The organism is Psychrobacter sp., from assembly GCF_041554015.1.
Taxonomy (GTDB): domain Bacteria; phylum Pseudomonadota; class Gammaproteobacteria; order Pseudomonadales; family Moraxellaceae; genus Psychrobacter.
The window spans coordinates 90,808-114,813 of the sequence record NZ_JBFFMS010000004.1 but is presented as its reverse complement, the minus strand read 5'-3'; the positions used below and the strand labels follow the sequence as shown (position 1 = coordinate 114,813).

Here is a 24,006-nt window from a genome sequence, read left to right as displayed (position 1 = left end):
TCGTGATAATAGAAATTTCGGAGTGTGGCGCAGTTTGGTAGCGCATCTGGTTTGGGACCAGAGGGTCGTAGGTTCGAATCCTATCACTCCGACCATCTATTTTTAAGAGCCTTACAGGCTTTTTTTTATGTATAATGGTTTGGTTTCTGCTATCATAAACCGACCAAGTTATATAAAAGTCCTCTAAGAGCGCCTGTAGCTCAGTTGGATAGAGCATCTCCCTTCTAAGGAGGTGGCCGCAGGTTCGAATCCTGCCAGGCGCACCATTTAGCCTGAAAATCTTGCCTCATCAGGCAATAGTTATGGCGGTTGTAGCTCAGTTGGTAGAGCCCCGGGTTGTGATCTCGGTTGTCGTGGGTTCGAGTCCCATCAGTCGCCCCATATTTTATTCTGCATTATCCTCTTCTGGTATTACCTCATTAAAAAACCTTATTTCAAATAATACTTGCCATTTTTGGCTTTTCTTTGTGCCTGTGCCTGTATTGTATGGTGGGTTTTATCTCTTTTATCCTCGTTAATGAAAATTTTTAGATGTATCAGCATCTTTGATGCTCTATTAATATACTGGTCTTTTGTCTCATTTATTTTTATCATGGTTTCTTTTTCTAACAACTGGCTATCTCCGTAAGTGCTTTGCTAGTCTTTTACTGCTTTTATATGGCATCATAAAGCCAATATTGGCAGTGACGCATTATCATAAGGGCTAAAAGTCAGTTAAAACATACAATGAATAGATTAAGTAAGTCTAAGACGGTAGTAGGGATGCGCGTTTGTCTGAAATACGCTGCTACGGATCTTATATTATTGAGGATGTGATTAATGGATGCATTGAGCGTATTGCTACAAAACGTGCATTTGTTTGAAACCAAGTATTATCGTTTGAATGGGGCTGGCAATTGGTCTTATTCCCTCACTAGGCAAGATACGATTTTATTTTATCTCGTGATGTCTGGAAGTTTTTGTATCGATGTCGGCAATGGTTTGCGACAGGCACATGCTGGCGATATGATTATGATTCCAAGTGCCCATAAGCATGTGAGCTATGCGCTAGATCATCATGGTGATGAGGCGCTACCATTAGATGAGTTGCTGACTGACTGTAAGGAGAATACCCTTGATATCGATGGTGACGGGGATCCTAACTCATCTTTGGTACTGATTGAGTGTAAGTACGATAAAGAGATGATACGTCCTTTACTGTCTGTATTGCCTCCGATTTTGCCTGAAATAAATGATGAGTCTGATGGTCGGTTTGAAGTCATTGATGTCGAGATTAAATTACTGACCTTAGAAGCTGAGCGTGAGCGTATGGGCAAGACTGCGGTCATCAATCATTGGGCAAGTATTATGATGATTGAATGTTTGCGGGTTTATATAGAAAGTTTGCCTGAGGCCACAGAAAATTGGCTAAAAGCCATGAAAGACCCGTTTTTGACCAAGGCCTTAGCAGCGATGCATCAAGCGCCCAATCAAAACTGGACCCTTCATAATCTGGCTGAGGTGGCAGGGATGTCACGCTCAAGCTTTGCGCAGCGATTTAAAGATACAGTTGGTATGCCGCCATTGACCTATTTAATTGATTATCGCTTGCGCTTGGCTGCCCGATATTTACGCTTGCAGCAAAACAGTATCGGTCGAATTAGTGAGCTGGTTGGATACGCTTCAGACTCAACTTTTAGTCAAGCCTTTAAGCGCATTTATGGTGTATCGCCCAAAGTCTACCGCCAACAATATCAAAAACAAAACATCGCTTAGCATATCGTGAATATGCTCAAAAAGCGTTAAGGTTGCCATTAGCTCCTTAACGCTTTTTTTGTTTTTGCAGGTGGAGTAAAAGAGAATTATAAAGGTGTCTTATCTATTTTTGACAAGGAGTATTTTGACGATGGGCAGCTGACAATGTGCTTGCGTTCAGGTACTATGGAATAATGAGTCATCGAGGCGCAAACGCTTGTTTTTGGCGTAAGATATGTCACTGTATAGTAGTCATATCGTTTGGTCTAGGTGATGTTTATTTTTGCTGCTGATGGTATGTTATGACTGAACCGACCGCAAAGCCACGCGCAGGAGCCAAGAGTCAATCAGGCTCTGCTGTGTCCGCCAAAAAACCAAGCAATATCCATTCAAACAACGTCAAGCGTGGTCTAAAAGACAAGGCAGATGCGCCACTTGATAAAGCGATGTTATTGGCACTGTTTACACTCCCAGATCTTGAAGAAGCAGTTGCTAAAGGGCCAGTTGTTAAAGCCACTACGGATGAGTTGTCTATCAGCCATAGTGCCGTACAACAATCTACTATTAGCGAGGTTAATATTGCCGAGCAACGTGTGGCACTGTACCGTACCCAGTATGAGCGCACGCGATTACTATATATGGCATCTGCTGCCACGCGACCGACTTATTTGGTACAAACCCTCAAATCACAATTCGCCGAACATCAGCAGTATTTGCTCGCCCAGCAGCTCGATAAACGCGGCTTGATGGATACTGATGGGTTAGAGCGTCTTTGGCAACAGCTGCATGTGGTCGATGATATTATTGAAGATATTGTGCGCCATATGCCAGCTCAGCAGCCCGCAGGTTGGCAGCTAACCACTCAGGATGGGCATAATCCATTATGCTTTGCCACCGTTGGTAAACTAAAGCACAATAAGCCTATCCGCGATCAAGGCAGTCTAAATAGCTATGTACTTGGCCACTTTGGCGTGAGTAGTTTTACCTATGACCGCGGCTATTATATCGGACATGTGATTGGCTACTTATTCAGCTGTTATTTTTGCGCCCATTTATCCATTACCTATGGCGTGACAGCCCTCGCTCAGGATGTGGTGAGTGATTACGATTACGCCACTCTTGAAACCCCGCATATGGTCAGATTGTTACAAGGGCTGGATGGCTACTGTAAAAAACGCATTTATCAGTTGGCGGTTATTTGTGCAAGGTTGAGCGTCTTTGCCAGTGATAAGCGCATTGAGCGTATGCTAATCGCTGAAGTTAATGATTTTGATAAAAAATTGCAGCAGCAGCATTTGGATGTTTTATTATTGCAAGGTTTAATGCCCGATAGCAGTGATTCTACGCCGCTCTTCTAAGATATTAATTCTCTATCATTTATGTTAAAACGTCGATTTATCATCCTTTTTAATTGACCTTTTTAGGATACTCGCTGCTATGCCCGCTTATCATTATAAAGCGTTAGATGACCATGGCAGTGTGCAAAAAGGCTTGCTCGAGGGCGATTCTGCACGGCAAGTTCGCCAGCAGCTGCGTGATAAACACTGGACGCCCGTTGAAGTTACAGCCGTCAATGATAAACAAAGCCAACATAAAAACCGCTATAAAAAACCCTCTGCCTATGAGCTAGCATTGCTGACCCGTCAATTATCGGTATTACTGGCCGCTGGTATTCCCTTAGAGGAAACACTGGCCGCTGTCGCCAAACAATCACCAAAAACCCACATCAAATCACTTATGCTTGCCGTACGCTCGCATGTACTAGAAGGTTTGAGCTTAGCTCGGGCGCTACAGCAAGCCGCCAGTTTTCCACCACTATATATCGCGACCATTGCAGCAGGGGAAAAGTCAGGTCACTTGGATTTGATTTTAAATCAATTGGCAGATTACACCGAAAACCGTTTTGCATTGCAAAAGAAAATCCAAGGGGCGATGGTGTATCCGATTGTGCTGATGGTGATGGCAGTCGGAGTGATTATGGGCTTGATGAGCTTTGTAGTGCCCAAAATTGTCAAAGTCTTTGAGCAATCTGAGCAAGCGCTACCGCTCATCACCCAAATCGTCCTTAGCTTATCCAACCTTATTACTCAGTGGTGGTGGCTGATGCTGCTCGTGCTGGGTGGAATGGCGCTTTTGATTTATCGCTTTGCCCAAACTCAGGCAGGTAAATTGGCGATAGACAGTATGGTGCTAAGATTGCCAATATTGGCACGTTTATCAAAAGGACTAAATGCAGCGCGCTTTGCCAGCACACTTGCGATATTGGTACGCTCGGGGGTACCGTTGATTGAGGCGCTGCATATAGGCGCGGCGGTGACGACCAATTTACACATTCAAAAAACCATCATCACCGCAGCTGATAGGGTGACCGAAGGCTCAAGCTTATCGAGTCAATTAGAAAAGTCGCTATACTTTCCGCCGATGATGGTACAGATGATTAAAAGTGGCGAAAATTCAGGCGAGCTTGAAAACATGCTCAGCCGCGCCGCTAATATGCAAGAAGCAGAAGCGACCAACTTTATCAGTACTTTGCTATCGCTACTTGAGCCGCTGATGCTGGTCTTGATGGGCGTGGTAGTGATGATTATCGTGATGGCAGTGATGCTGCCGATCGTTAATATGAATGATCTGGCAGGGTAATGTACGATTAAATACTCTAAACGGATGTGCCTTCTATTTCTATTGTCGTCATCTTACGAAATCTTGCGTTAGGTTTCTTAATATTTTCTTACTGTTGTAGATTGTTGACTGAGGGCTGGTTTTACTAGGGTAAAACCAGCCCTCAAGCTATAGTAACCATCAGTCAAAGGTTATCCTAATAAACATCACGCATCATACCGTGGTTCATATTAAGGCTTATATAAGTAAAGGCGCATCACAATATACTGGCGGCGCTGGATAAAAATAAAATCATGGTTTATAGTGATAATCGTTTCAGTGCTCATTAATACGCCGATCATTACTGTGAATTGAGCGCCACTTTTCCTAGTTACATCACCCTGATGCCAAAAGCGATGACAAAATCGATGACTATAATTGATAAAATTCAAGTAAAGCCTATGTCAACAAGTGCTATGCCGATAAGTGCTATGAATGTTGACCAGTTTCAGGCAAGTAATATGAGTGCCAATAAATCAGCTTCTATGAGAGCCAGTCAGACACTGGGTATACGTCATAACCAGTCTGGATTTACGCTGATTGAAATCATGGTAGTGATTGTGATTTTGGCAATTCTTGCGGGTTTGGTGGTGCCAAAGGTGGTTGGACAAAGTGATAAAGCACGCATTAAAACCACTGAGACGGCGCTATCAACAGTATCCAATGCGCTGGATATGTATAAAGTCGATAACTCGCGCTATCCAACGACAGCTCAAGGTTTAGAAGCACTGACCACGCCTCCTGCTGATGCTAAAAATTATCCAGATGGTGGCTATATTAAAGGCGGTTATCCAACAGATGGTTGGGAAAATGAGCTGCAATACGTTGCCCCAGGTAGCGACGGTCGACCTTATGACTTATTTTCGCTCGGTGCGGATGGGGAGCAGGGCGGAGAAGGGCAGGATGCTGATCTCTATGCTCAGCTATAAGCTGTCGCCTAGCCAGCTATCAAGGTTTTGTTCATAATCTATACTGTAATAGATTCCTTAGAGCACGGTAGCTTTAATAATAAGGTAGCTTTAGTAACAAGATTTCTTTGATAAGAACGTTTATTTAATAAGAAGTTCTCTTTGAAAAGAAAGCTGCTTGTTAAGACCAATATATCAACCAATAACGCCTTATTGGTTGATATTTTTTATGAGTATTACTCATTGTAAATCCAGATAGAGGCTGCAAGACACTTATCCCAGTTTCGCTGTATCGTTTTAATAGCGATGGTAAAAAAACAGCTGTTCTTCAAGTAATCCGAGGTAATCATATGTTTGTCAAAACATCAACATCGAAAGCCATTATTATGAATAAACGAGCTACTAAAAAGCCTTATTTGCTGGCTATAACAACGACTGCTTTGATAACAGCTTTGTCAATGACGTCGGTTGCGTCTCAAGCTGCCGGTCTGGGGGATTTGTTTAGCAATAACAGTGCTCAGCAATCAAAATTCTTGCCCGTTGATAAGGCCTTTCAAGTGACCAGCAGTACCAAAGCGGTGGCTAAAGGTACGCAGTTATCAATCGCCTTTGATATCACACCGGGTCATTACGTGTATAAAGATAAGCTGACATTGAGCTTTCCAAAAGGTATCAGTGCTGCGCCATTTACCTTTAGCCAATCGCCAGTTTCTATTGATGACCCAACCTTTGGCAAGGTACCAGTATTTACGCAAAAAACTGTGGTAGCAACGACCATACTGTCAACCAAAAATGGCAAAGCGGCGAAAAATGTGCCGGTTGTGATTGGCTGGCAAGGCTGTTCGAAAGCTGGACTGTGCTATCCGCCAGAAAAGATAAAAACCACGTTAAATATTGCAGTCAAGCGTTAGTCATTTATAGATAGCGTCAGTAAGTTGATTTATAAAGTTGTTATAACAGGTAGTCCCTTATGTCCATCAAGACAGTAAAACGTATCTCGTCAGTTAAAGTGGTATCGACAAAAAAGCGATCCTTAGATCATTCGCCAGCAGTTATTAGTAAAGTGCCAAAGAAGCCCTATTTACTGGCATTGACGCTTGCAAGTAGCTCATTGTTTGCAGGATTGGCTGTGACGGCTGTGGCGCCTACGACGACGCAGGCGGCAGGACTGGGTGATCTTTTTAGCAGTAACCAAAGCGCTGAGCAGTCAAAATTTCTGTCAGTGGATAAAGCCTTTCAAGTTACGAGTAGCAGTAAAGCTGTCAAAGCTGGCACCCAGCTATCGATTAATTTTGATATCACTCCAGAGCATTATGTTTATAAAAATCAGCTGAAACTCACTTTGCCTAATGGCGTTAGCGCAGCACCATTTACCTTTAGCCAAACCCCTGTCCTCATTGATGACCCCACTTTTGGTAAAGTGCCCGTATTTGATCAAGCAAATATGGTAGCCACCACTGTGCTAAGTAGTAGCAAAGATATCGATAATGCAGCGCTGGTGATTGGTTGGCAAGGGTGCGCCAAAGCAGGACTTTGTTACCCACCTGAAAAAATAAAAACGACGATTGATATCGCAGCTACAACGCCGAAAATGACAGGAAATAGTAGCAGTACTTCTGAGCAACAGGCTGCTAATACCAATAGTCTGACCGATAATGAAAACATCGCCGAGTCAAATGCAGCGGCTGCTGATAGTCTGGCAGCAGAACAAGCGCCGACTGATGATGAAGTGATTGATTATGCGCTATTAGATGATGAAGCTTTAGATGCAGAGCTTGCTACCACCAGTATGATTTCTGGTGCAGATAATCAAGCCATCGATGACCCTGCAACAGGTGAAGTTTCTGCGACAACCAATGGTGCCGTTGCTGGAAATGATGCCACGGATAGTGATCCGTTTGGTTTAGCTAAGCATCCTTGGCTGGCATTAGGATTGCTATTCTTGGCAGGGCTTGGCTTAGCGCTTACGCCATGTGTTTTACCAATGCTTCCCATTGTCGCCAATATTGTTGCCCGTCAGCAAAACCCAACCGTTAAAAAGGGCGTTATTTTAACGACAAGTTATGCCGTAGGGGTAGCGATTGCTTATGGGATACTGGGAGCCGTCATAGCCGTATTTGGTGAGTCACTCGGCATCATCGGCTGGTTACAAAATCCCATTATTCTTATTAGTTTTGCAATCGTTTTTGTTTTGTTAGCGCTTTATATGCTAGAAGTATTTACGATTCGTCTGCCATATTTTATCAGCAGTAAAATGCAGGGCTTAAGCCAAGTAGGCGATAGTAAGCTTGGTAGCGCAGGCGGCAGTTTGGTCGCTGGTTTCTTATCGGCGCTAGTAGTATCGCCTTGTGTATCAGCACCCTTATTTGGCGCGTTACTGGCTGTCTCAACGATAGGCAGCCCGCTATTGGGCTTTGCTGCCCTCTTTATGCTGGGCTTTGGCTTATCAGCGCCACTGATTTTGATTGGTGCGACCCAGGGTAAAATTATGCCAAAAGCGGGCGAGTGGATGAACTGGGTTAAGCAAGGTTTTGCCTTATTATTATTTGCTGTAGCATTACTATTAATAGAGCGCCTCTTTATCTCACCTGTGATGCTGCTGGTATGGGCATTGTGGTTTATGGTTGTGGCCACATGGGCGTGGAGCTGGCATGGTAAAGGCCGCATGCTATCACAAGCCATCGGTTTGATTGTTGGTATCTGGGCTACTACGTTAGTGATTGGCGCCGCGCTTGGTAATGATGATAGCCTACATCCGCTGGCTTCATTAAGTGCTGCTCCTACGTTGTTACAGTCAGCTGATGCTCTAGCTGGTGTTCAGAGTAGTGCCACCAATAACACAGATAAGCATATCACTACCTTGGCAGAATTAGACCTTATCACTGCTGCCAATCCTAAGGTTTTGGTCGATTTAACCGCTGATTGGTGTATTGAATGCCGCATTATGGATAAAAACCTGTTTACCAATCGCCCCGCACAAATGCAGGACTGGCAATTGGTCCGACTTGATATTACTGAAACCACAGCAGATTCTAAGGCGATCTTAGCGCGTTATAAACTGTTTGGACCGCCAACCTTGCTCTATTATCAAGACGGCGAGCTGGTGCAGAAGCAAGTAGGTGAGATAGGTCGTGCAGAGTTTGAACAGACGTTGACGGCCTTAAATAAATAAGTGCCGTAGCGCAAATCTTTGTTTTAGCCTTTTAAACACCTTAATACGATATAAAAAAGCCAACGTACTAACACAGTAGGTTGGCTTTTTTGCGTTGGTATCAGTAGAACAATATCTTAGTATTATTTCGCGCTAAATAGAGGGGTTTTACTTTGAAAGCTTTATCAGTAAGATACCTAATAAATGATGCCTCTTTTATTTTATACCTATTATAAGCATTTGGTTTTACGCGACTTATCGTTATTTAGCCGTGTTTTATATGGCAATAAAGCTAGTATAGTGTGTACATTTTCATTACAATAAAGCAACATTGCTAAATGCGTCCTATACAGCATGATAGCAACTCTTTAGCGCCAAGTTATATTGATTTTTTGTGTCCGATTAGCGTCGATGCTAATGGTTATATCAATCACCTCATATATTCTATTGACAGTAATGATCAGTGGAATAAAGGATATTTATGTTTTCCCATATTACTTTGCAGCGCCCATCGGTAGATAAGCTTGAAATTTTAAAAAAAACAACACTGCAAACGACTAAGTGCTCTTTACATATCGCCGTTGGCGCCGCCCTCACTTTTTTTACCATGCAAGCACAGGCTGCGGATGAAGATCAGACGAAGAGCTTACCGCCTATCAATACCATGATCGCTGAACAAAATGGCAATGCTGTAAGCGAAGATTTTGTCGCTCAGCAGACCGCATTGTTCTTTGAATGTACTCAAGTACAAGTCAGCGCTGCCCGCTTGGCATGCTTTGATAAGGTTGCAGAACAAGGCAAGACACCAAGCTATGTCACAAGCAAACAGCCAGTAGATTTGGCAAAAACAGTGATCAGTACGCTGTCAGGTAAACCGCAAGTCATACTCGCTGAAGAAACCAGTACCATTACTGCCAATGGCAATGTCATTGCTAAAAAGGTTTCAAGCAATTATCCACAAGATAGTGAGACAACTGCGCCCGCTGAAACCGAAAGTTTAGATACAGTTGGACTGACGCAAAGAGAAGCAGAGGTATTAGAAAGTGTTGGGGTGACTCAGGCCGATATTGAAAAATATACGCCGCTAAGCTTGGCATATGATCTTGATAAAAACAGTGAACGGGGGACATGGACGGTCAGACCTTATCGTCCAACTTATCTTATGCCGCTGTTTTATACCTTTGATCCCAATTTAAGCCCAAATACACCTACTAGACCTCAACCAGAAAAACCTTTTACGTCTAATGACACTCGTAATACGGATTTAAAGTTTCAATTGTCATTAAAGACCAAAGTTGCAGAAGATTTGTTTAATACCAATGCTGACTTATGGTTTGGTTATACGCAAGAGTCGCATTGGCAGGTTTATAATGAAGACAATTCACGACCATTTCGAGCAACCGATTACCAGCCAGAGATATTTTTGACTCAGCCTGTGACAGCAAATCTGCCTTTTGGTGGACGACTACGTATGCTCGGAGCAGGGGCTATACACCACTCAAACGGTCAAGATGATCCATTATCGCGCTCATGGAACCGTGCTTATGTGATGGCAGGGGCAGAGTGGGGCAAGTTATCTGTCATACCACGCCTATGGGCGCGCGTAAATAACGAAGACAGTAGCAGCGAAGACAATCCAGATATCGAAGATTTTATGGGTTATGGTGATATCAAGTTCTTATATGATTTGCCGAGCCAGCAAAGCCTAAGTGGTACGCTTCGCTATAATCCAGGCACCAATAAAGGCGCGGCGCAAATCGATTATATTTATCCATTGACCAAAAACGTTAATGGCTTTGTACAGCTGTTCCAAGGGTATGGCGAGTCTATCGTTGATTATAACCATGAGAATACCGCTATTGGCTTTGGTATTGTACTCAATGATTGGAAAGGGCTCTAATATTAGCGTTCTAAACAAGGGTGTCTATAGTGGCAGCAAGTCATGCATCACTTAGCCCCTTATCAAGCCGGACTATGGCTGGCAGAGTATCTCAATATACGCTGCCAGTTATGTGCCGTTTATCGTAGTACCCCGCAATCGAAGCTCTCACCAACTCAATCATTATTACGTCCTTCCTTATCAGATCAGCATTCATCTTTTACCAAGATCATTGAGCAATTTCATCAACGCTTTAGTAGCGGACTGCTATGCACGAGCTGCCATAATAGTATTACATGGTTGCCTAAACCATTCGAAGTGGATATTACTGCTGGTAGGACGCTTACCATTCGAGCAGCGACCTATTACGATTATCCAATACGTCAAGCTATTAGAGCCTTTAAACATCATGAGGATATGACCAAACTGCCGTTATTGTTGCATGTGCTGCGTCAGCTACCACGGCCTCATGGTTGCCATCATGATAATAGTGTGATTGTCGCTATGCCAACGACCGATGAGCGTCTTATCAAACGTGGTTTTGATCCTGTCAGTATTTTAGCCGCGCATTTATCTAAGCACTGGGACATTCCTCTATGGAAAGGTGTCAAGCGCATTGATAATACCGTCAGTCAACAAGGACTCACCCGTGCTGAGCGTTTAAGTAATCTAGACAACGCCTTTACCTTATCAGCACCTGCTGCCGTTAAACGCCTTATCTTATTTGATGATGTGGCAACGACGGGGGCAAGTCTACAAGCTTTAGCTCGCACTCTGTCAAATGATCCTTCAATATCTTCTAATAATAAATATCATCTATGGGCTTATGCGCTAGCGCATGGTAGTCAGTCATAGATGCTAATAAAGCTTATTGGCAATGACTATTATGTTGCTATTATGTTGCTAATGATTTACTCCCGCGTTATATTAACTATGACATAGATTATAAACATAGGTTGCCTATAGCCGTTAACTAGCCTGATTTACGGGTATAGCAGTAAAGCCTTTGCGCTGACTAGACAACTTACTTTGTGGAACAAAAATTGCATGGCTATAGTTAACTATTTTATATTAAAGCCTGCTTAACTCTTAGGTAGCCATTACGACTGTAAAGTCAGTCCTGATTGAACATGCCAGCAGCTATATAGGGATTTGACGTGAACGCATCGGGTAAGTATCTACCACAAAAATTACGTATGACTGACTCAGGGTTTACCCTCATTGAGCTGATGGTAACGGTTGCTGTGCTTGCTATTATTGTCGGTATTGCTGCGCCTAGTATCAGTACTCAGCTTGCGAATCAGCGAGTTAAGTCGACGGCTTCAACCTTAGAAAATGCACTGAAAGAAGCGAAGGTAGAGAGTATTATTCGTCGTCAGCCATTAACAGTAATCTTAGATGTTAGTAAAAAGACAATTAAAATTCAGCATGTAGTTTCTAGTGAAGTAAAAAGCACTCTCTCAAGCTATAAATATAGTATCAGAAGCACTGTCAAATCAGATAGCAGTACCACCCAATTTAAGCCAAATAAAGTTGCAAACGCTACTGTCTATACTATCTGCGATAGCAGTACTGCTGCTAGCCCTTTAAAAGTAGTAGTAAGTGCTACAGCAGTTATTAGTATTAAGTCAGAGGGAACATGTACATGAATATGTTTACTAAACAAAGTGGCGTCGGATTGGTTGAGGTTATGGTAGCTTTGCTACTGTTGGCAGTTGCTGTCTTAGGTTTTAGCGCATTAAATATGGTGTCAGTGAAAGCCACAGACGATAGTGTATTGATTGCAAATACTAATACGGTGATGCGCGGACTATCTGAAGATTTACGACTAAACCCCAATAATATATCAACTTATCAACAGGATATCCAAAGTGTTTTAGGCAAAGTATCTGCTTCAAAGACTTATTGTATAGCTGTCCAAGAATACAGAGCTGGTAGTGCTACAAAAAACTGTGATAGTGAGTCATGTACGGCAGAACAGTTGAGTAAATACAATAGCTGGAATGCCATGCGACAGGCTTGTGATAATAGTGTCTTATTGAATATGGTTACTTGCCCAAATACCTTAAACAAACAACTGCGTCAATGCATTATTACTTCATGGAATGGTACGCAGCCAGTTTTAGGGACTAGCTCAGATAGTAATAAAACTTGTGCTGATGCATCTGGTATTTACCATGCAGGTTCTGACTGTTTGATTATGGAGTCATACTAATGCAGCCAAAACATATCCAAAATGGCTTTTCATTAATTGAACTTATGATTTCCCTAACCTTGGGTCTTCTCATCTCAGCGGCAGTAATGCAGGTTTATTTGACAAGTATAAAAACCAGTAGCATACAATCGGGCGGTTCAGATATATTAGAAGCGAGTATTTTCGGTATTCAAAATATTGAAAAAAGCATCAGGCTTAGTAATTTAGGAATGGCGGATAGCAATAATCCTCTTACCCCTTTAGCTGGTGTGGTTATGACCAGCGATACCAGTCTTGTGAATCCAGCCCAAACAGACAAATCTAAAAACAATATGAACGGCATTAAAATGGGTGGTACAAAAACCTCTGCCGGTAGTCTTGATATTACAGATCAATATCTAACTAAAAGTGGAATCCAAACCAGTAATATTGTTGATATAAAAAGCTCGCAATTAACTATCCAATATGAAGCTCCACAAGATATGTATGACTGTGAAGGGACTTTAGTTCGAGGTCCTATAGAGATAGATCGTGATGGTCGTTTAGAGATAATACCTGGACAAGTTATTATTCAAAGATATTTTTTGAGTGAGGTAGCTCAGGGCGATAAGGCTAAATATGAATCTAACATCAAAAGCTATCAGCTGCGTTGTGATGCAGGAAGATATGTAAAAGAGAGTTTAAACTCAGCAGAGCTGACTCTGCAAAGCGTTGATGATAATGCGATATTGAAGGATAGTAGAAATATAAGGGATTTTGGAGATGCGGGAGAAGTGGTTATTCCGAGAGTGGATCATTTTGATGTCCTATTAGGTGTGGAAGTTGTAAATACATCAACTCCTTCAGTTGCTTTAAGATACTTTACGCCTGAACAATACATAATATTTTTAAAGAGTTTAGCAGTTGACTCAGCCATTACGACGAACATTATATCTGTAAAGCTATCTGCTCTAGTACGAGCAGAACGTCCACTAACAGGAGAAGCTGGGTCGTCACAATTTGAAATTTTTGGCGTCAAACGAGCTTTATCTTCGAATACCTCTAACGCTTTTATTCGCAGAGTATATGAATCAAATATAATGTTAAGAAACTCAAGAGCTATTAAAGAAAATGCCATATGAGGTATCTAGTATGTTTAGTGTGTAAGCTAACTGAAAGAGGGTTAATGAGATGAGTAAAAAATCACAGGAAGGCGTTACTCTTATCGTCGTACTATTATTCCTAATGCTGATTACTTTGGTAGGTATCATAGCGGTTAAGAGAAGTACAACTGACCTAAAAGTGGCCACAGCTGATCAAGTAGATACCTTTCTATTAAACTCATCGGATAGTGCTAATAAACGTATTGAGAAAATTTTCGATAATGATACAGATCAGGATTATAAGGATGCAGTCATCAAAGGTAGTGGGATGTTTGGTTACTATCTTTCTGAAATCGGTAGTACAAATCGAGACGACCAGTATGTTTTTTGTTATAACCCGCGCCTAGCTAGTTTTGCTCAATTGAGCCAAGCCAGTATCGTAAAGCCTAATGGTAATCTGGTTATGACATCAAGTAGCGGCTACTGTGACATATCAAAGTCCGAGAGCTATGCTAGTGCCCGCAGTAATGTGGTCACACAGGTCAATATCACTCGTCCATCAAGAGCAGTCGTAGGTCAAGGGGGGTTTAAGTCAGTGACACAAGGATCTGGCATACAGGCTAATAAGCCTGCAAATCAATCCGCTGTTTTTGATATTCGTTCTACATCCATATTACCCAGCATATCGAACGCTAGTAAAAGTCAGATAAATAACTGTTTGAAAAAGCCCATTGCTCCTAATGATGGTGGCAATACTAAATCTATGGATGAGTGTATGAAAGATGAAGGTATCGCTGCCAAAACACTAGTACAGCAAGCTTATGTAAAGAATGTCATTGATAATACAGTTTGTTATGGATTTGGTGTAGGCAACGGCAAAATAGATGAAGGCTGTCAAAAGTTAGTAGGTGTTGATGTTAATGGTAGCCCTAAATAGGGTAGGGCTGATGAGAAAAATCAGTCATAGATAGCTTGGACACTTAATCACTTTAATATCTGTTATTAAAAGAGAGTACTCATTATGATTTTAAAAAATAATATAAGCCAACAGTTACGGTGCTCTAAACTTAATCAGATTGTTAAGCCTTTGATGTTGCCGTTATGCTACGCAGTTGCGCTCTCCCTGATCACCATACCTGTCAACGCTGGTAGAAATAATCTTGGGGATTTGGAGATATATAAAGCAGCAGAATCGGGCGGTGCTGTGCTGACTCTGATGCTTGATACTTCAGGATCTATGAGTACGGTAGATTTTGGTACGCAATCTCGTCTCACTATCTTGAAAAACTCTTTAGTCGAACTGCTTGAAAAAAAAGATAGTAATCAAAATTATATATTATCAAGCAACAATATGATTGGCTTGGGTCAGTACTCTGTTGATAAAGACGGTGATGGAAGTGTCGATGGTAAAGCAGGTAGTATTCTTGTACCAGCACGTAAGCTTGATGAGGCTCAACGTAGTTTACTGATTAATGCTATAAGAGGTTTTAGGGCGAGTGGTAATACACCAGCTGCCAATGCCTATGCAGAAGCAGGGGCTTATATGATGGGTACAAGTACGATTACTAGTGTAGAGGGTACGCAAAATGTCTATAAAGTGCTGGGAAGAATAACCAAGATTAGAGGAACATATGTTATAGAAAAATGTGATAGCAACTCTTCTAATGTAACAACCCTTACTTCCAAAAGTACCACTGCCACTATTCCTATTCTTAATTGTAATGAGGGCAGCTATACCGAACTTAGTGCTGCCATAGATCAAAGAGATGAATCATCCGTAGCTAACGATAATATGGCTAAAAGTATCATACCTGGAGGGGTTGATGACTTTTGGACAGAACAGAACCATGTCCGTTATTACCTTAAAAAGAATCAGAAGGTCACCGTAGTAAAAGATACTGCTGAGAGTGGCTATATAGCGTCAGCTCAAAATACTAAAAACTCAGACAATAATTTTCTTAATTATAAAGCACCTATCTCAGACTCACAATGCAGCGGTTATGGTATTTACTTTTTAACTGATGGTGTGCCTAATGCTTCATCAAATAAGATCTCCTCTGATTTGATGAATTTAAGTCTTACAGGAAACGGTAGCTCATTAAGACTAGATCAAAGCTGTTCTGGAGGCTTGTCGAATACTAATGCTAATAGCGCTTGGTCATGTATGGGAGAATACTCTAAGCTACTACGTAATGTTAACAACCCTGCCAAGCGTTCCATATTGACTGCAACTGTAGGCTTTGGCAAAGAGTTTGCTGGAATTAAGACCTCAGTAGATAGCGCCGGAAAAACAGTTTACTATTGTGATACGCCTGAGGTTCCTGGAAACAGTCTCTCTAATGACGTAAAGAATTTATGTAAGTTGGGTAGTGAAGCATACGGTGGTGGTGGCTTTTATTATACGACAGATGCAGACAGCCTCGCTGCCAGTGTAACTAGTTTTGCGGCTAAATTGACTCAAATCATAGAGACTGCTCCATCAGGCACTATCACTATTCCTAACGATCCGCTCAGCTCTACCAATCTACAGCCTTTTGCTTATCTACCTATGCTTGAGCCAAAAATAGCAGACTCAAAATACGTCTGGCCTGGTAATTTAAAGAAATATAACGTCTATCAAGGTACTTTATATGGTAAGTCCACATTCCCATTTACAGAGTCTTCTAGATTGTATGTAGATGAAGATAATGATGGCTTCCCAGATGACTTGAGTAAAACAGCTCAGGATTTATGGAGTAATCAAGATTATAAAAATGATAAAGGCGCTAGCGTCAACAATGCGATTTATGCAGGGGGTGCTTATGCACGCCTAAAAGCACCAACTGCTGGAACTAATGCTAATAGTACCCGTAATGTATATGTTGAAAGCGGTACTGGCAGCAGTGCTAAGTTGGTTAATATCAAAGTAGAGAACGGTAATGTACAAGGGTTTGAGCAACTAGATAGTGATTATGGTGTTAAAGAAAAGTTATATTTGTTATCTTTTTTGGGTTATAACGTCCCAGTAGATGCTGAATCAACTATTACTGCTTTGACAACAGTAGCTACACAAGCAGCAGCGTTTAATACCATCGTGAAAACTCCGCCAACGCAAGAAGTAAAAGTACTAGGTGGAGTAGTGCATTCAAAGCCAAAACAGGTATCTTATGGCGCGACATTTGACGATAATGGAGAAATATCCAATGATGAGTCTAAACGTGATGATTACATCATGTTTGGTTCTATGGATGGTGCATTGCACTTAGTATCCGCAGAAAAAGGCGAAGAAGCATTTGCTTTTATTCCTAAAACTATCATTAAGGAACAGCTAAAGGCACTCAAAGCAGATAGTGAAGGGGCTGTAGGTAGGACGGTATTTGGTGTTGATGCACCGTGGACGAGTAGCTCAGTGTTAGAGTATGACTTTTCAGGCACCACGAAAAAAGTAAAAGCAATATCTGTAAAGGCTTATGGCGGTCTGAGAATGGGTGGCAAAGGAATATATGGCTTAAATCTTAATGCATCTGATAAACCCACATTTTTATTTGCTAAAACCCCAAGTAACTCTGGGTTTTCTCGTTTAGGTCAAGTATGGAGTGAACCTACGGTTGCAAAAATTCGAGTCAAGAAAGGAACGAAATATGAGTCTAAAGAGGTGGTTATCGTCGCTGGTGGCTACGATATGTGCTATGAGAATCCAAGTTTCACATTAAGAACTAATGGCAATAACACTAGCTGTGATTCTAAAAAACAGGCTGAAGGCAACGCAGTTTATATATTAGATGCTAGTGATGGCAGTATCATATCGTCTATCTCAGGTAGTAGTGATGACACTGGTTCAAATCATACCAAGGTTGCAAGTATGAATCATAGTGTAGTTGCTGGAGTCACTGCCTTAGATCGCGATGATGATGGCAATATCGATCATCTCTATTATGCCGACTTGGGCGGTAGTGTTTATCGTGTTGATCTGAATACAGGTGTGGCGAATGCTAGTCTGATTAAACGAGTGGTCAGAGTACTCGATGCGAGTTCTGGACAGACACTGCCTTATCGATTTTATGAAAGACCCATTGTTAGCTTCTACACCAGCCCTTACCAAGAGATATTTGCGTCGGTGACAGTAGCATCGGGGGATCGGAGTACGCCGCTATCTATGTTAAGAAATACAACCACTCCTAATTATCTGTTCAATTTATTTGATTATGATATTGCTCAATCTGGCTTATTTAGATATACCGATTCAGAACTAATTACAAGAGAAAAAACAGCTAATGATTTGCTCAGCTTACCTTTTAAACAAAATAATACGCTGAAAAATTTGACAAATCGCAAGACAGTGCTTGAGACAATCGCTAAGGGTACATATAACACTACTAGTAAACGTTATCTTTATGACAATGCAGGTTGGCGCTACCCCCTGACGAATTTCGACGGCTATAGTAACTTATCAGGTATTAAATCGGTCGGAGAGCCTTTAGCTTATGGTAATCGCTTATATACCACAGCCTTCAGTCCTGAAATGGTTTATGATCAGACTGACAACTGTTCTGCTAGAGTAGTGGGAGGGTCAGAACGACAAGTATACTGTATGCCTTATGGAGTATGTGAAGATGAGAAGTCACTTGATGGAACGGCAGGATATACGCGTGCTGGCAAAGGAATACAAGAGCTAACATTGGGTGCTTATAGTAAAGACAAACGCAACGTGAAAATGCTCATCGGCAACCAGTCGTTAGAGGAACAGGTCAAAGTGGCAAATCGTAATGATTATGATGCTGGTTCGGGCGGGCTTAATCAAACTAATAAAGCAGGTCTACAAGTTACTAATAATACAATAGTAAATGATGGCACGACAGGAAGTGGTGGTAAATCCAATAATGTAGTCGCTACTAACGGTAAAGCAACGAGTGATAGTACGCTTGGATATGAGAAGTACAAGTTTATACCGAAAAGATGGTATGAGATGTACGAAAAGGACAAGTAATATGAAAGCGTACTTAAAGAAATCTACTCTTAGGCTACCATCATCCTCATCAGGCTTTACTTTGATTGAGCTGATGGTAGTAGTCGCTATTATAGGCATACTAGCAGCTATTGCTATTCCAAGCTATCGTCGCTATGCCGTCCTTAACGCTGAGCGTGAGGTACAAGCAAAAATGCTTCAATTACAAATTCAGTTAAATCGTTGGCGAGCATCAGCATTAACCTATAAAGGCTTTAAACCGCCAGTAGTTTCTAATAATAGTACGGTAACTTATAAGTATGACGATAGTAATAAAACTATTTATGTACCTCAGGGAAGTGATTCGACAAATTATCGTTATCAGATTACCTTAGTAGATGGAGCTAATACTGGCAGCTCATTGGTACCTACTAGCGCTACAGATATTGATAATACAACAGGTAGAAGCTGGAAAATGCTTGCTGAACCAAAGGATTCTGGCATTACTAAAAATGCTAATTATTTTATGTTATCTAGTATGGGTCTAAGCTGTCAAAATACCACTAAGGTAAAGATAAGTGATGATGACTGTGGAACCAATCAAGGAGAATGGTGATGAGTACTAATAGCGAGGCAACACTCTTTCTAAATCAGCCACAGCGTGGATTTACTTTGATAGAGCTGATGATCGTCGTCGCTATTATCGGTATCCTTGCTGCTATTGCTTATCCTAGGTATCAACAATATGTTATTAAAACTAAGCGTGTTGACATGATGAATGAGATGCAAAATATTGCTTCAATCATACAGAGCCGCAAGTTAGCACAAGGGAGTTATAGCAATATCAGTACCAAAGTCAAAACAGATTTTGCTAAGGCGTATCCTATACAAGGGATTGCATTATATGATGTCACTATCAACCCTATACCATTATCCCCACCTAACAACGAACTGACCTCTAAATGGATCATTACGGCTACGGCTAAAACCAATCAGCAGATGGCAGGTGATGGAAATCTTACTTTAGATTATCAAGGATTAAAATGCCGAACAACTATTACTCCTTGTACAGGTGAGAACTGGAACTGATTATTCAAATTAATATTATTTAATAATGAATTCACCTGACAAAAATTGTCAGGTGAATTTATTATTAAGCACCAATTTTTATATAAAGTGACAAATTATAGTAGGGAACCCGTAACATCTAGTGTCAGTTATCATGGTAATAGTAACCTATTAGGCAGGAGTAACAAGTTTAGCGGGCTGATTAAGGTACATATATACTATAAGGGATTATTTTGGCATGCTATATGCATTAATTATAATAAGAGAAAAATAGATTATATCCTTAAAGATAAAAAGCGCTATTAGCCAATTTTCTTTATATACCCAAAAAGGAGTTCATATGAACACTGCTCAAAAAGGTTTTACCTTAATCGAACTAATGATCGTTGTTGCTATTATTGGTATCCTAGCTGCAATCGCATTACCAGCTTATCAGAATTATACTAAAAAAACTCGTGATGCTAGCTGTTTGTCGGAAATGAAGTCGCTATCGAGCTTAGTTGTAACAGAGAAGATTGCAGAAACTCCCAATGCAGCAAACATCCCAGTTACAGCTGACTTACCACATTGTGGGACTATCAGTTATAAAACGGCTGCTGCCGCTGCAATCACTGCTCCTTTGACTGCTACTACTGTCAAAACTGTTGCAGTCGCTGAATCAACGCCAAAAGATGGTACAGGAAAGAAAGTTATTTGCGATGTTGAAACAAGTGCATCATGTAAGATGGAAAGCTAGCATTTAGTAACGCAAAATCTAGTATAATTTTTAAAGGCCAAACATAAAGTTTGGCTTTTTTTATAATATTATTAATGTTGAATCAAATTATATGCTTAGAAAAATTTCTCTTGACAGGAAGAAAAACTTACAATCGATTCGTGAACACATTATCCCGCTAATAAATAAAGAGCTGCTGATAGCCCTATATTTATTAGTATTTGTATTTGGTCTTACCACACGTAGTGACTATACGTTTTATAATGAATATAAATTTATTCAAATAATCCTATTATTAGTGTTGGGATTGAGTACCTTATCTTATAATCGTCTTTCTATCTCAAAAGTCGAGTTATTTTTTTTAACCTTTATTGCTATCGGTAGTTTATTTTGGGCGCAGCCTGCTTTTGTTATTATTGAGTTGCTCTTAGCTTACCTTTTATACCAGTGTTTTAAGTTTTTAGACTATCGCCAGCTCACTAGTAAAATAATCGTTTTAGCAAGTTTGACGATGTTTATACAACTGCCTTTTTCTCTATGGGACTACGTTAATACAGGTGCTTATCAGGCTATTTGGTATCCATTGACATGGAATATTCGCGTTTACGATAGTTATTTTTTGATCGTGTCTATTTTTGCTGTTTGGTTCTTTATGACTAAACAAGCTTACCGTTACTTGTACTTATTATTATTATTTTTGGCTTTTTTTGCTATTCTTTTAGATGGTGGGCGCTCGGCAACTATCGCTTATACGCTATTTATTGCGATAGTGAGTATTGCATATCGTCAGGTACGTTGGCATTTTATTTTTATATATGCAGCATCATGGCTTGCCTATCTATCAGTCACTTATGTTGCTAGCTTCGCTAATACAAGCGGTGGTAATGGGATGAGTTTACAGGTTGCTCGTGAATCGTCGAGTGGACGGATTGAACTCTGGATGAATGCTTATGAGTGTTGGTTACAGCATCCAATCATAGGCTGCGGCTTTTATCAGTTAGAACAGCATCCAAACTTATCTGCCCATCCTCATAATCTATTTATCCAAGTATTAACCGAAACGGGGCTATTAGGTTTTGGGTTTTTAATTTACGTCGTCTTGATGATAATAAAACAAATTGACTGGTCACAATCTCAGCGTTATTTCGTTATGGCTGCACTTCTAGCAGTTAGTACGGATTTATTCTTTTCAGGTGTATATGTTTATCCGGTCACTCAAATGGCACTCTTATGGTTATCTATTTTCTTATTAAAAAACCCTGCGTTTTCTTATTCTAGTGATTTTAATCAGATAATTAAGCAACGACAGAGTGTTACGCATCACCTACTACCAGTGCTAATTTACTTGGTAATAAGTATCTGGTTCATTTATATTTTAAGTAATACTAGTGCTTTATCATCAGAGACACCCATCACACCGTGACCACTGTCGTCAAATCCGTAGAACCAAACTTGGGAGATTTTAATTACGCAGCTTGACGATAATAATCAAACCACACCTGTCTTGGCGATTTATAACCCAAACCCTTTTGAATTCTAGTCTGATTGTAGTACAGCTCGATGTATCTAATAATATCGTTGATCGCTGCAAATCTAGTCTTATAATCCTGATGATATACCAGCTCGTTCTTTAAAGTGCCCCAGAAGCTTTCTATGGGTGCATTGTCGAAGCAATTACCTTTAGCGCTCATTGAGCCTGTAAATTGATGCTGTTTAATGATCTTATGATACGCATGGCTACAGTATTGACTACCTCTGTCTGAATGCACAATTAATCCTTTATTAGGCCGTTTGTTTTTGATTGCCATACTTAGTGCTTTGCAAACTAAGTCAGCAGTCATGCGTTTGTTGATAGCGTAACCGACCAACTCTTTGGTATATAAATCTTTCACTCCTGCTAAGTACAGCCAGCCCTCATTTGTCCAGATATAAGTAATATCGCTCACCCAAGACTCATTAGGGCGCTTAGCATCAAACTGCTGATCCAGCACATTCGGATAAACTAGCTTGTTGTGATTAGAGTCGGTGGTCACTTTAAAGCGCTTATGACGACGACATTTAATGCCGTGTTGCTCTTTGATGCTTCTTACCATATACAGGCTAATGTTGTGGCCTTGCTCGCTTAGATGAGCATGCAGTCGATCTACGCCATAACGTTCTTTCGTTTCACTGTGAGCCGCTTTAACTAGTAATTCAGACTGGTTGCGATGTATCTGCTGGTCACTGATGTCACGACTAATCCAGTCGTAATAGCTTGAGGGCTTAACCCTTAACACACGGCACATAGTGGTTATGCTAAATATCTTCTGGTTATCCTTGATAAAGGCGTACTTCACTAACTGTGCTTGGCAAAGTACGCCGTCGCCTTTTTTAAGATCTCGCGCTCCTCTTCAGCCACTTTAAGCTGCCGCTTGAGCTGCTTTATTTCTTGAAGAGCACTCATAAGATCAGGATCATATTGATCTGTGCCGACAAGCTTGCCTTGATTGGCTTTGTTATGCCAATTTGAGAGCGTTTGCATGGCAATGCCAAGCTGCTTTGCGGTAGCCGAGATATTGCCATTATTGTCTGATATCTTCTTGACAGCTTCTGCTTTAAATTCGTCACTGTAGGTTCTTATTTTCTTGGTCATGATAAACTCCGATTAATACGCTTAGTTTACCAAGTTTAGTTGTACGGTTTCTTCAGCATAGCTCACCGCCGCGTTTTTGGGTATATGGTTATCAGTTATAAATTGGGATAAATTTATAACATAGCGTAAAGATTTATTGATGGGGATATTGCGACACAAAGTATCAGCTCTATAGCCCTATAAGTAATAGAATATCAGTGGCATAGTATATGCAATGTTAAGGTATCTTTTAAAATACTGATTGGTGGCTATAATGTTATTACCTTTGGATCGCCACCTTAGTAATCAGTCAGGGTTTACCTTGATCGAGTTGATGATTGTGATTGCCATCATCGGAATACTAGCAGCCATTGCTACACCTGCGTATCAGGTTTACTCAAATAAAGCAAAAGTTAATGCTTGTTTATCAGAAGCAAAAAGTTATGGTAATGAGGTTTTTATTTTATTGAATGATGAAGATAACAATACTCGTCCTACATCTCCTAATTTAAGTTCTTGTCAATCTATTACTGATGCTACAGGATGGACATTAAAGAATTGGCGAAAGATTGAGGCTGTTGCAAAAGTACCTTCCAACGCTCGTATCGAATGCGATATTCCTAGTGGCACACCTTGCTTAATATTACCTTAAGTTCTAATTTTATTTTCGTACGTACAATAAAAAAACCACCTAGCAGCACATCGCTATTAGGTGGTTTTTTATGATCTAAATATATCTATGTGTTTTAAAAAATTAACTATTTCTCTAAATACTGAATTTTACCCTCGACACCATCCCACTTTTCAGCTTCAGGCATCTGCCCCTTCATCTCTGTGATATTTGGCCATTTTTGCGCCAGCTCCTCATTTAGCTGGGTGAACATCTCTTGTCCTTTTGGCACTTCATCTTCTGAGAAGATCGCATTAGCAGGACATTCAGGCTCGCATAGCGCGCAGTCGATGCACTCATCAGGATCGATGACAAGGAAGTTCGGGCCTTCATAAAAGCAGTCCACAGGACAGACTTCCACACAGTCGGTGTATTTGCAAAGAATGCAGTTATCTGTAACGACAAAAGTCAT

20 protein-coding genes and 3 tRNA genes are annotated in these 24,006 nt (G+C 40.8%); 21 read left to right on the top strand and 2 right to left on the bottom strand.

Features of this window, described 5'->3' with window-relative positions; genetic code table 11:
• Positions 1–18 precede the first annotated feature (18 nt).
• The 20 genes from ABYU67_RS02675 (at position 19) to ABYU67_RS02580 (ending at position 21,736) form a co-directional block, all read left to right on the top strand.
• Positions 19–95: transfer RNA gene (locus ABYU67_RS02675), tRNA-Pro, on the top strand.
• A 94-nt stretch (positions 96–189) separates the two neighbouring features.
• A tRNA-Arg gene (locus ABYU67_RS02670) sits at positions 190–266 on the top strand.
• A 39-nt stretch (positions 267–305) separates the two neighbouring features.
• Positions 306–381: transfer RNA gene (locus tag ABYU67_RS02665), tRNA-His, on the top strand.
• A gap of 438 nt (positions 382–819) precedes the next feature.
• Positions 820–1,755, top strand: coding sequence for an AraC family transcriptional regulator (locus ABYU67_RS02660; protein ID WP_372843471.1), 936 nt, complete (start codon positions 820–822; stop codon positions 1,753–1,755).
• A gap of 281 nt (positions 1,756–2,036) precedes the next feature.
• Positions 2,037–3,092, top strand: a complete 1,056-nt coding sequence (locus ABYU67_RS02655; RefSeq protein ID WP_372843470.1) for a hypothetical protein — start codon at positions 2,037–2,039, stop codon at positions 3,090–3,092.
• A 79-nt stretch (positions 3,093–3,171) separates the two neighbouring features.
• Complete coding sequence (gene gspF / locus ABYU67_RS02650; protein WP_372843469.1) at positions 3,172–4,374, top strand: type II secretion system inner membrane protein GspF; 1,203 nt, start codon at positions 3,172–3,174, stop codon at positions 4,372–4,374.
• Positions 4,375–4,853: 479 nt separating this feature from the next.
• Complete coding sequence (gene gspG, locus ABYU67_RS02645; RefSeq protein WP_372843477.1) at positions 4,854–5,321, top strand: type II secretion system major pseudopilin GspG; 468 nt, start codon at positions 4,854–4,856, stop codon at positions 5,319–5,321.
• Positions 5,322–5,650: 329 nt separating this feature from the next.
• Positions 5,651–6,211, top strand: a complete 561-nt coding sequence (locus ABYU67_RS02640) for a protein-disulfide reductase DsbD domain-containing protein (RefSeq protein ID WP_372843468.1) — start codon at positions 5,651–5,653, stop codon at positions 6,209–6,211.
• 59 nt (positions 6,212–6,270) lie between these two features.
• Positions 6,271–8,472, top strand: coding sequence for a protein-disulfide reductase DsbD domain-containing protein (locus ABYU67_RS02635; protein WP_372843467.1), 2,202 nt, complete (start codon positions 6,271–6,273; stop codon positions 8,470–8,472).
• A gap of 460 nt (positions 8,473–8,932) precedes the next feature.
• The gene (locus tag ABYU67_RS02630; protein ID WP_372843466.1) at positions 8,933–10,351 is read left to right on the top strand and encodes a phospholipase A; all 1,419 of its coding nucleotides are present in this window, start codon (positions 8,933–8,935) and stop codon (positions 10,349–10,351) included.
• Between the two features lie 42 nt (positions 10,352–10,393).
• Positions 10,394–11,185 (top strand): ComF family protein, encoded by a 792-nt coding sequence (locus ABYU67_RS02625; RefSeq protein WP_372843465.1) that lies wholly within the window; start codon positions 10,394–10,396, stop codon positions 11,183–11,185.
• Positions 11,186–11,487: 302 nt separating this feature from the next.
• Positions 11,488–11,979 carry a Tfp pilus assembly protein FimT/FimU gene (locus ABYU67_RS02620; protein WP_372843464.1) on the top strand — a complete coding sequence of 164 codons (492 nt, stop codon included), beginning with the start codon at positions 11,488–11,490 and terminating at the stop codon, positions 11,977–11,979.
• Positions 11,976–12,545, top strand: coding sequence for a prepilin-type N-terminal cleavage/methylation domain-containing protein (locus ABYU67_RS02615; protein WP_372843463.1), 570 nt, complete (start codon positions 11,976–11,978; stop codon positions 12,543–12,545). The genes ABYU67_RS02620 and ABYU67_RS02615 overlap by 4 nt, the downstream gene beginning before the upstream one ends.
• Positions 12,545–13,645, top strand: coding sequence for a PilW family protein (locus ABYU67_RS02610; protein WP_372843462.1), 1,101 nt, complete (start codon positions 12,545–12,547; stop codon positions 13,643–13,645). The genes ABYU67_RS02615 and ABYU67_RS02610 overlap by 1 nt, the downstream gene beginning before the upstream one ends.
• A 49-nt stretch (positions 13,646–13,694) precedes the next feature.
• Entirely contained in the window at positions 13,695–14,543 is an 849-nt protein-coding gene (locus ABYU67_RS02605; RefSeq protein WP_372843461.1) for a hypothetical protein, read from the top strand.
• Between the two features lie 84 nt (positions 14,544–14,627).
• Complete coding sequence (locus tag ABYU67_RS02600) at positions 14,628–18,572, top strand: hypothetical protein (protein WP_372843460.1); 3,945 nt, start codon at positions 14,628–14,630, stop codon at positions 18,570–18,572.
• A 1-nt stretch (position 18,573) separates the two neighbouring features.
• On the top strand, positions 18,574–19,146 hold the full coding sequence (locus ABYU67_RS02595) for a type IV pilin protein (protein WP_372843459.1): 573 nt from the start codon (positions 18,574–18,576) through the stop codon (positions 19,144–19,146).
• Positions 19,146–19,619 carry a type IV pilin protein gene (locus tag ABYU67_RS02590; protein ID WP_372843458.1) on the top strand — a complete coding sequence of 158 codons (474 nt, stop codon included), beginning with the start codon at positions 19,146–19,148 and terminating at the stop codon, positions 19,617–19,619. Before ABYU67_RS02595 ends, ABYU67_RS02590 begins: the two co-directional genes overlap by 1 nt.
• A 319-nt stretch (positions 19,620–19,938) precedes the next feature.
• On the top strand, positions 19,939–20,334 hold the full coding sequence (locus ABYU67_RS02585; RefSeq protein WP_372843457.1) for a prepilin-type N-terminal cleavage/methylation domain-containing protein: 396 nt from the start codon (positions 19,939–19,941) through the stop codon (positions 20,332–20,334).
• A 91-nt stretch (positions 20,335–20,425) separates the two neighbouring features.
• Entirely contained in the window at positions 20,426–21,736 is a 1,311-nt protein-coding gene (locus tag ABYU67_RS02580) for an O-antigen ligase family protein (RefSeq protein WP_372843456.1), read from the top strand.
• A 43-nt stretch (positions 21,737–21,779) separates the two neighbouring features.
• Here ABYU67_RS02580 and ABYU67_RS02575 read toward each other — a convergent pair.
• A protein-coding gene (locus tag ABYU67_RS02575) for an IS3 family transposase (protein WP_372843455.1) occupies positions 21,780–22,945 on the bottom strand; the annotation gives its coding sequence in 2 pieces (ribosomal slippage) (positions 21,780–22,690 and positions 22,690–22,945; 1,167 coding nt in all).
• Positions 22,946–23,198: 253 nt separating this feature from the next.
• Here ABYU67_RS02575 and ABYU67_RS02570 point away from each other — a divergent pair.
• A complete protein-coding gene (locus ABYU67_RS02570; RefSeq protein ID WP_372843454.1) occupies positions 23,199–23,576 on the top strand; it encodes a prepilin-type N-terminal cleavage/methylation domain-containing protein in 378 nt (125 codons plus the stop codon).
• Between the two features lie 106 nt (positions 23,577–23,682).
• Here the strand turns inward: ABYU67_RS02570 and fdxA are convergent, their stop codons facing one another.
• Positions 23,683–24,006 (bottom strand): ferredoxin FdxA, encoded by a 324-nt coding sequence (gene fdxA, locus ABYU67_RS02565; RefSeq protein ID WP_057758216.1) that lies wholly within the window; start codon positions 24,004–24,006, stop codon positions 23,683–23,685.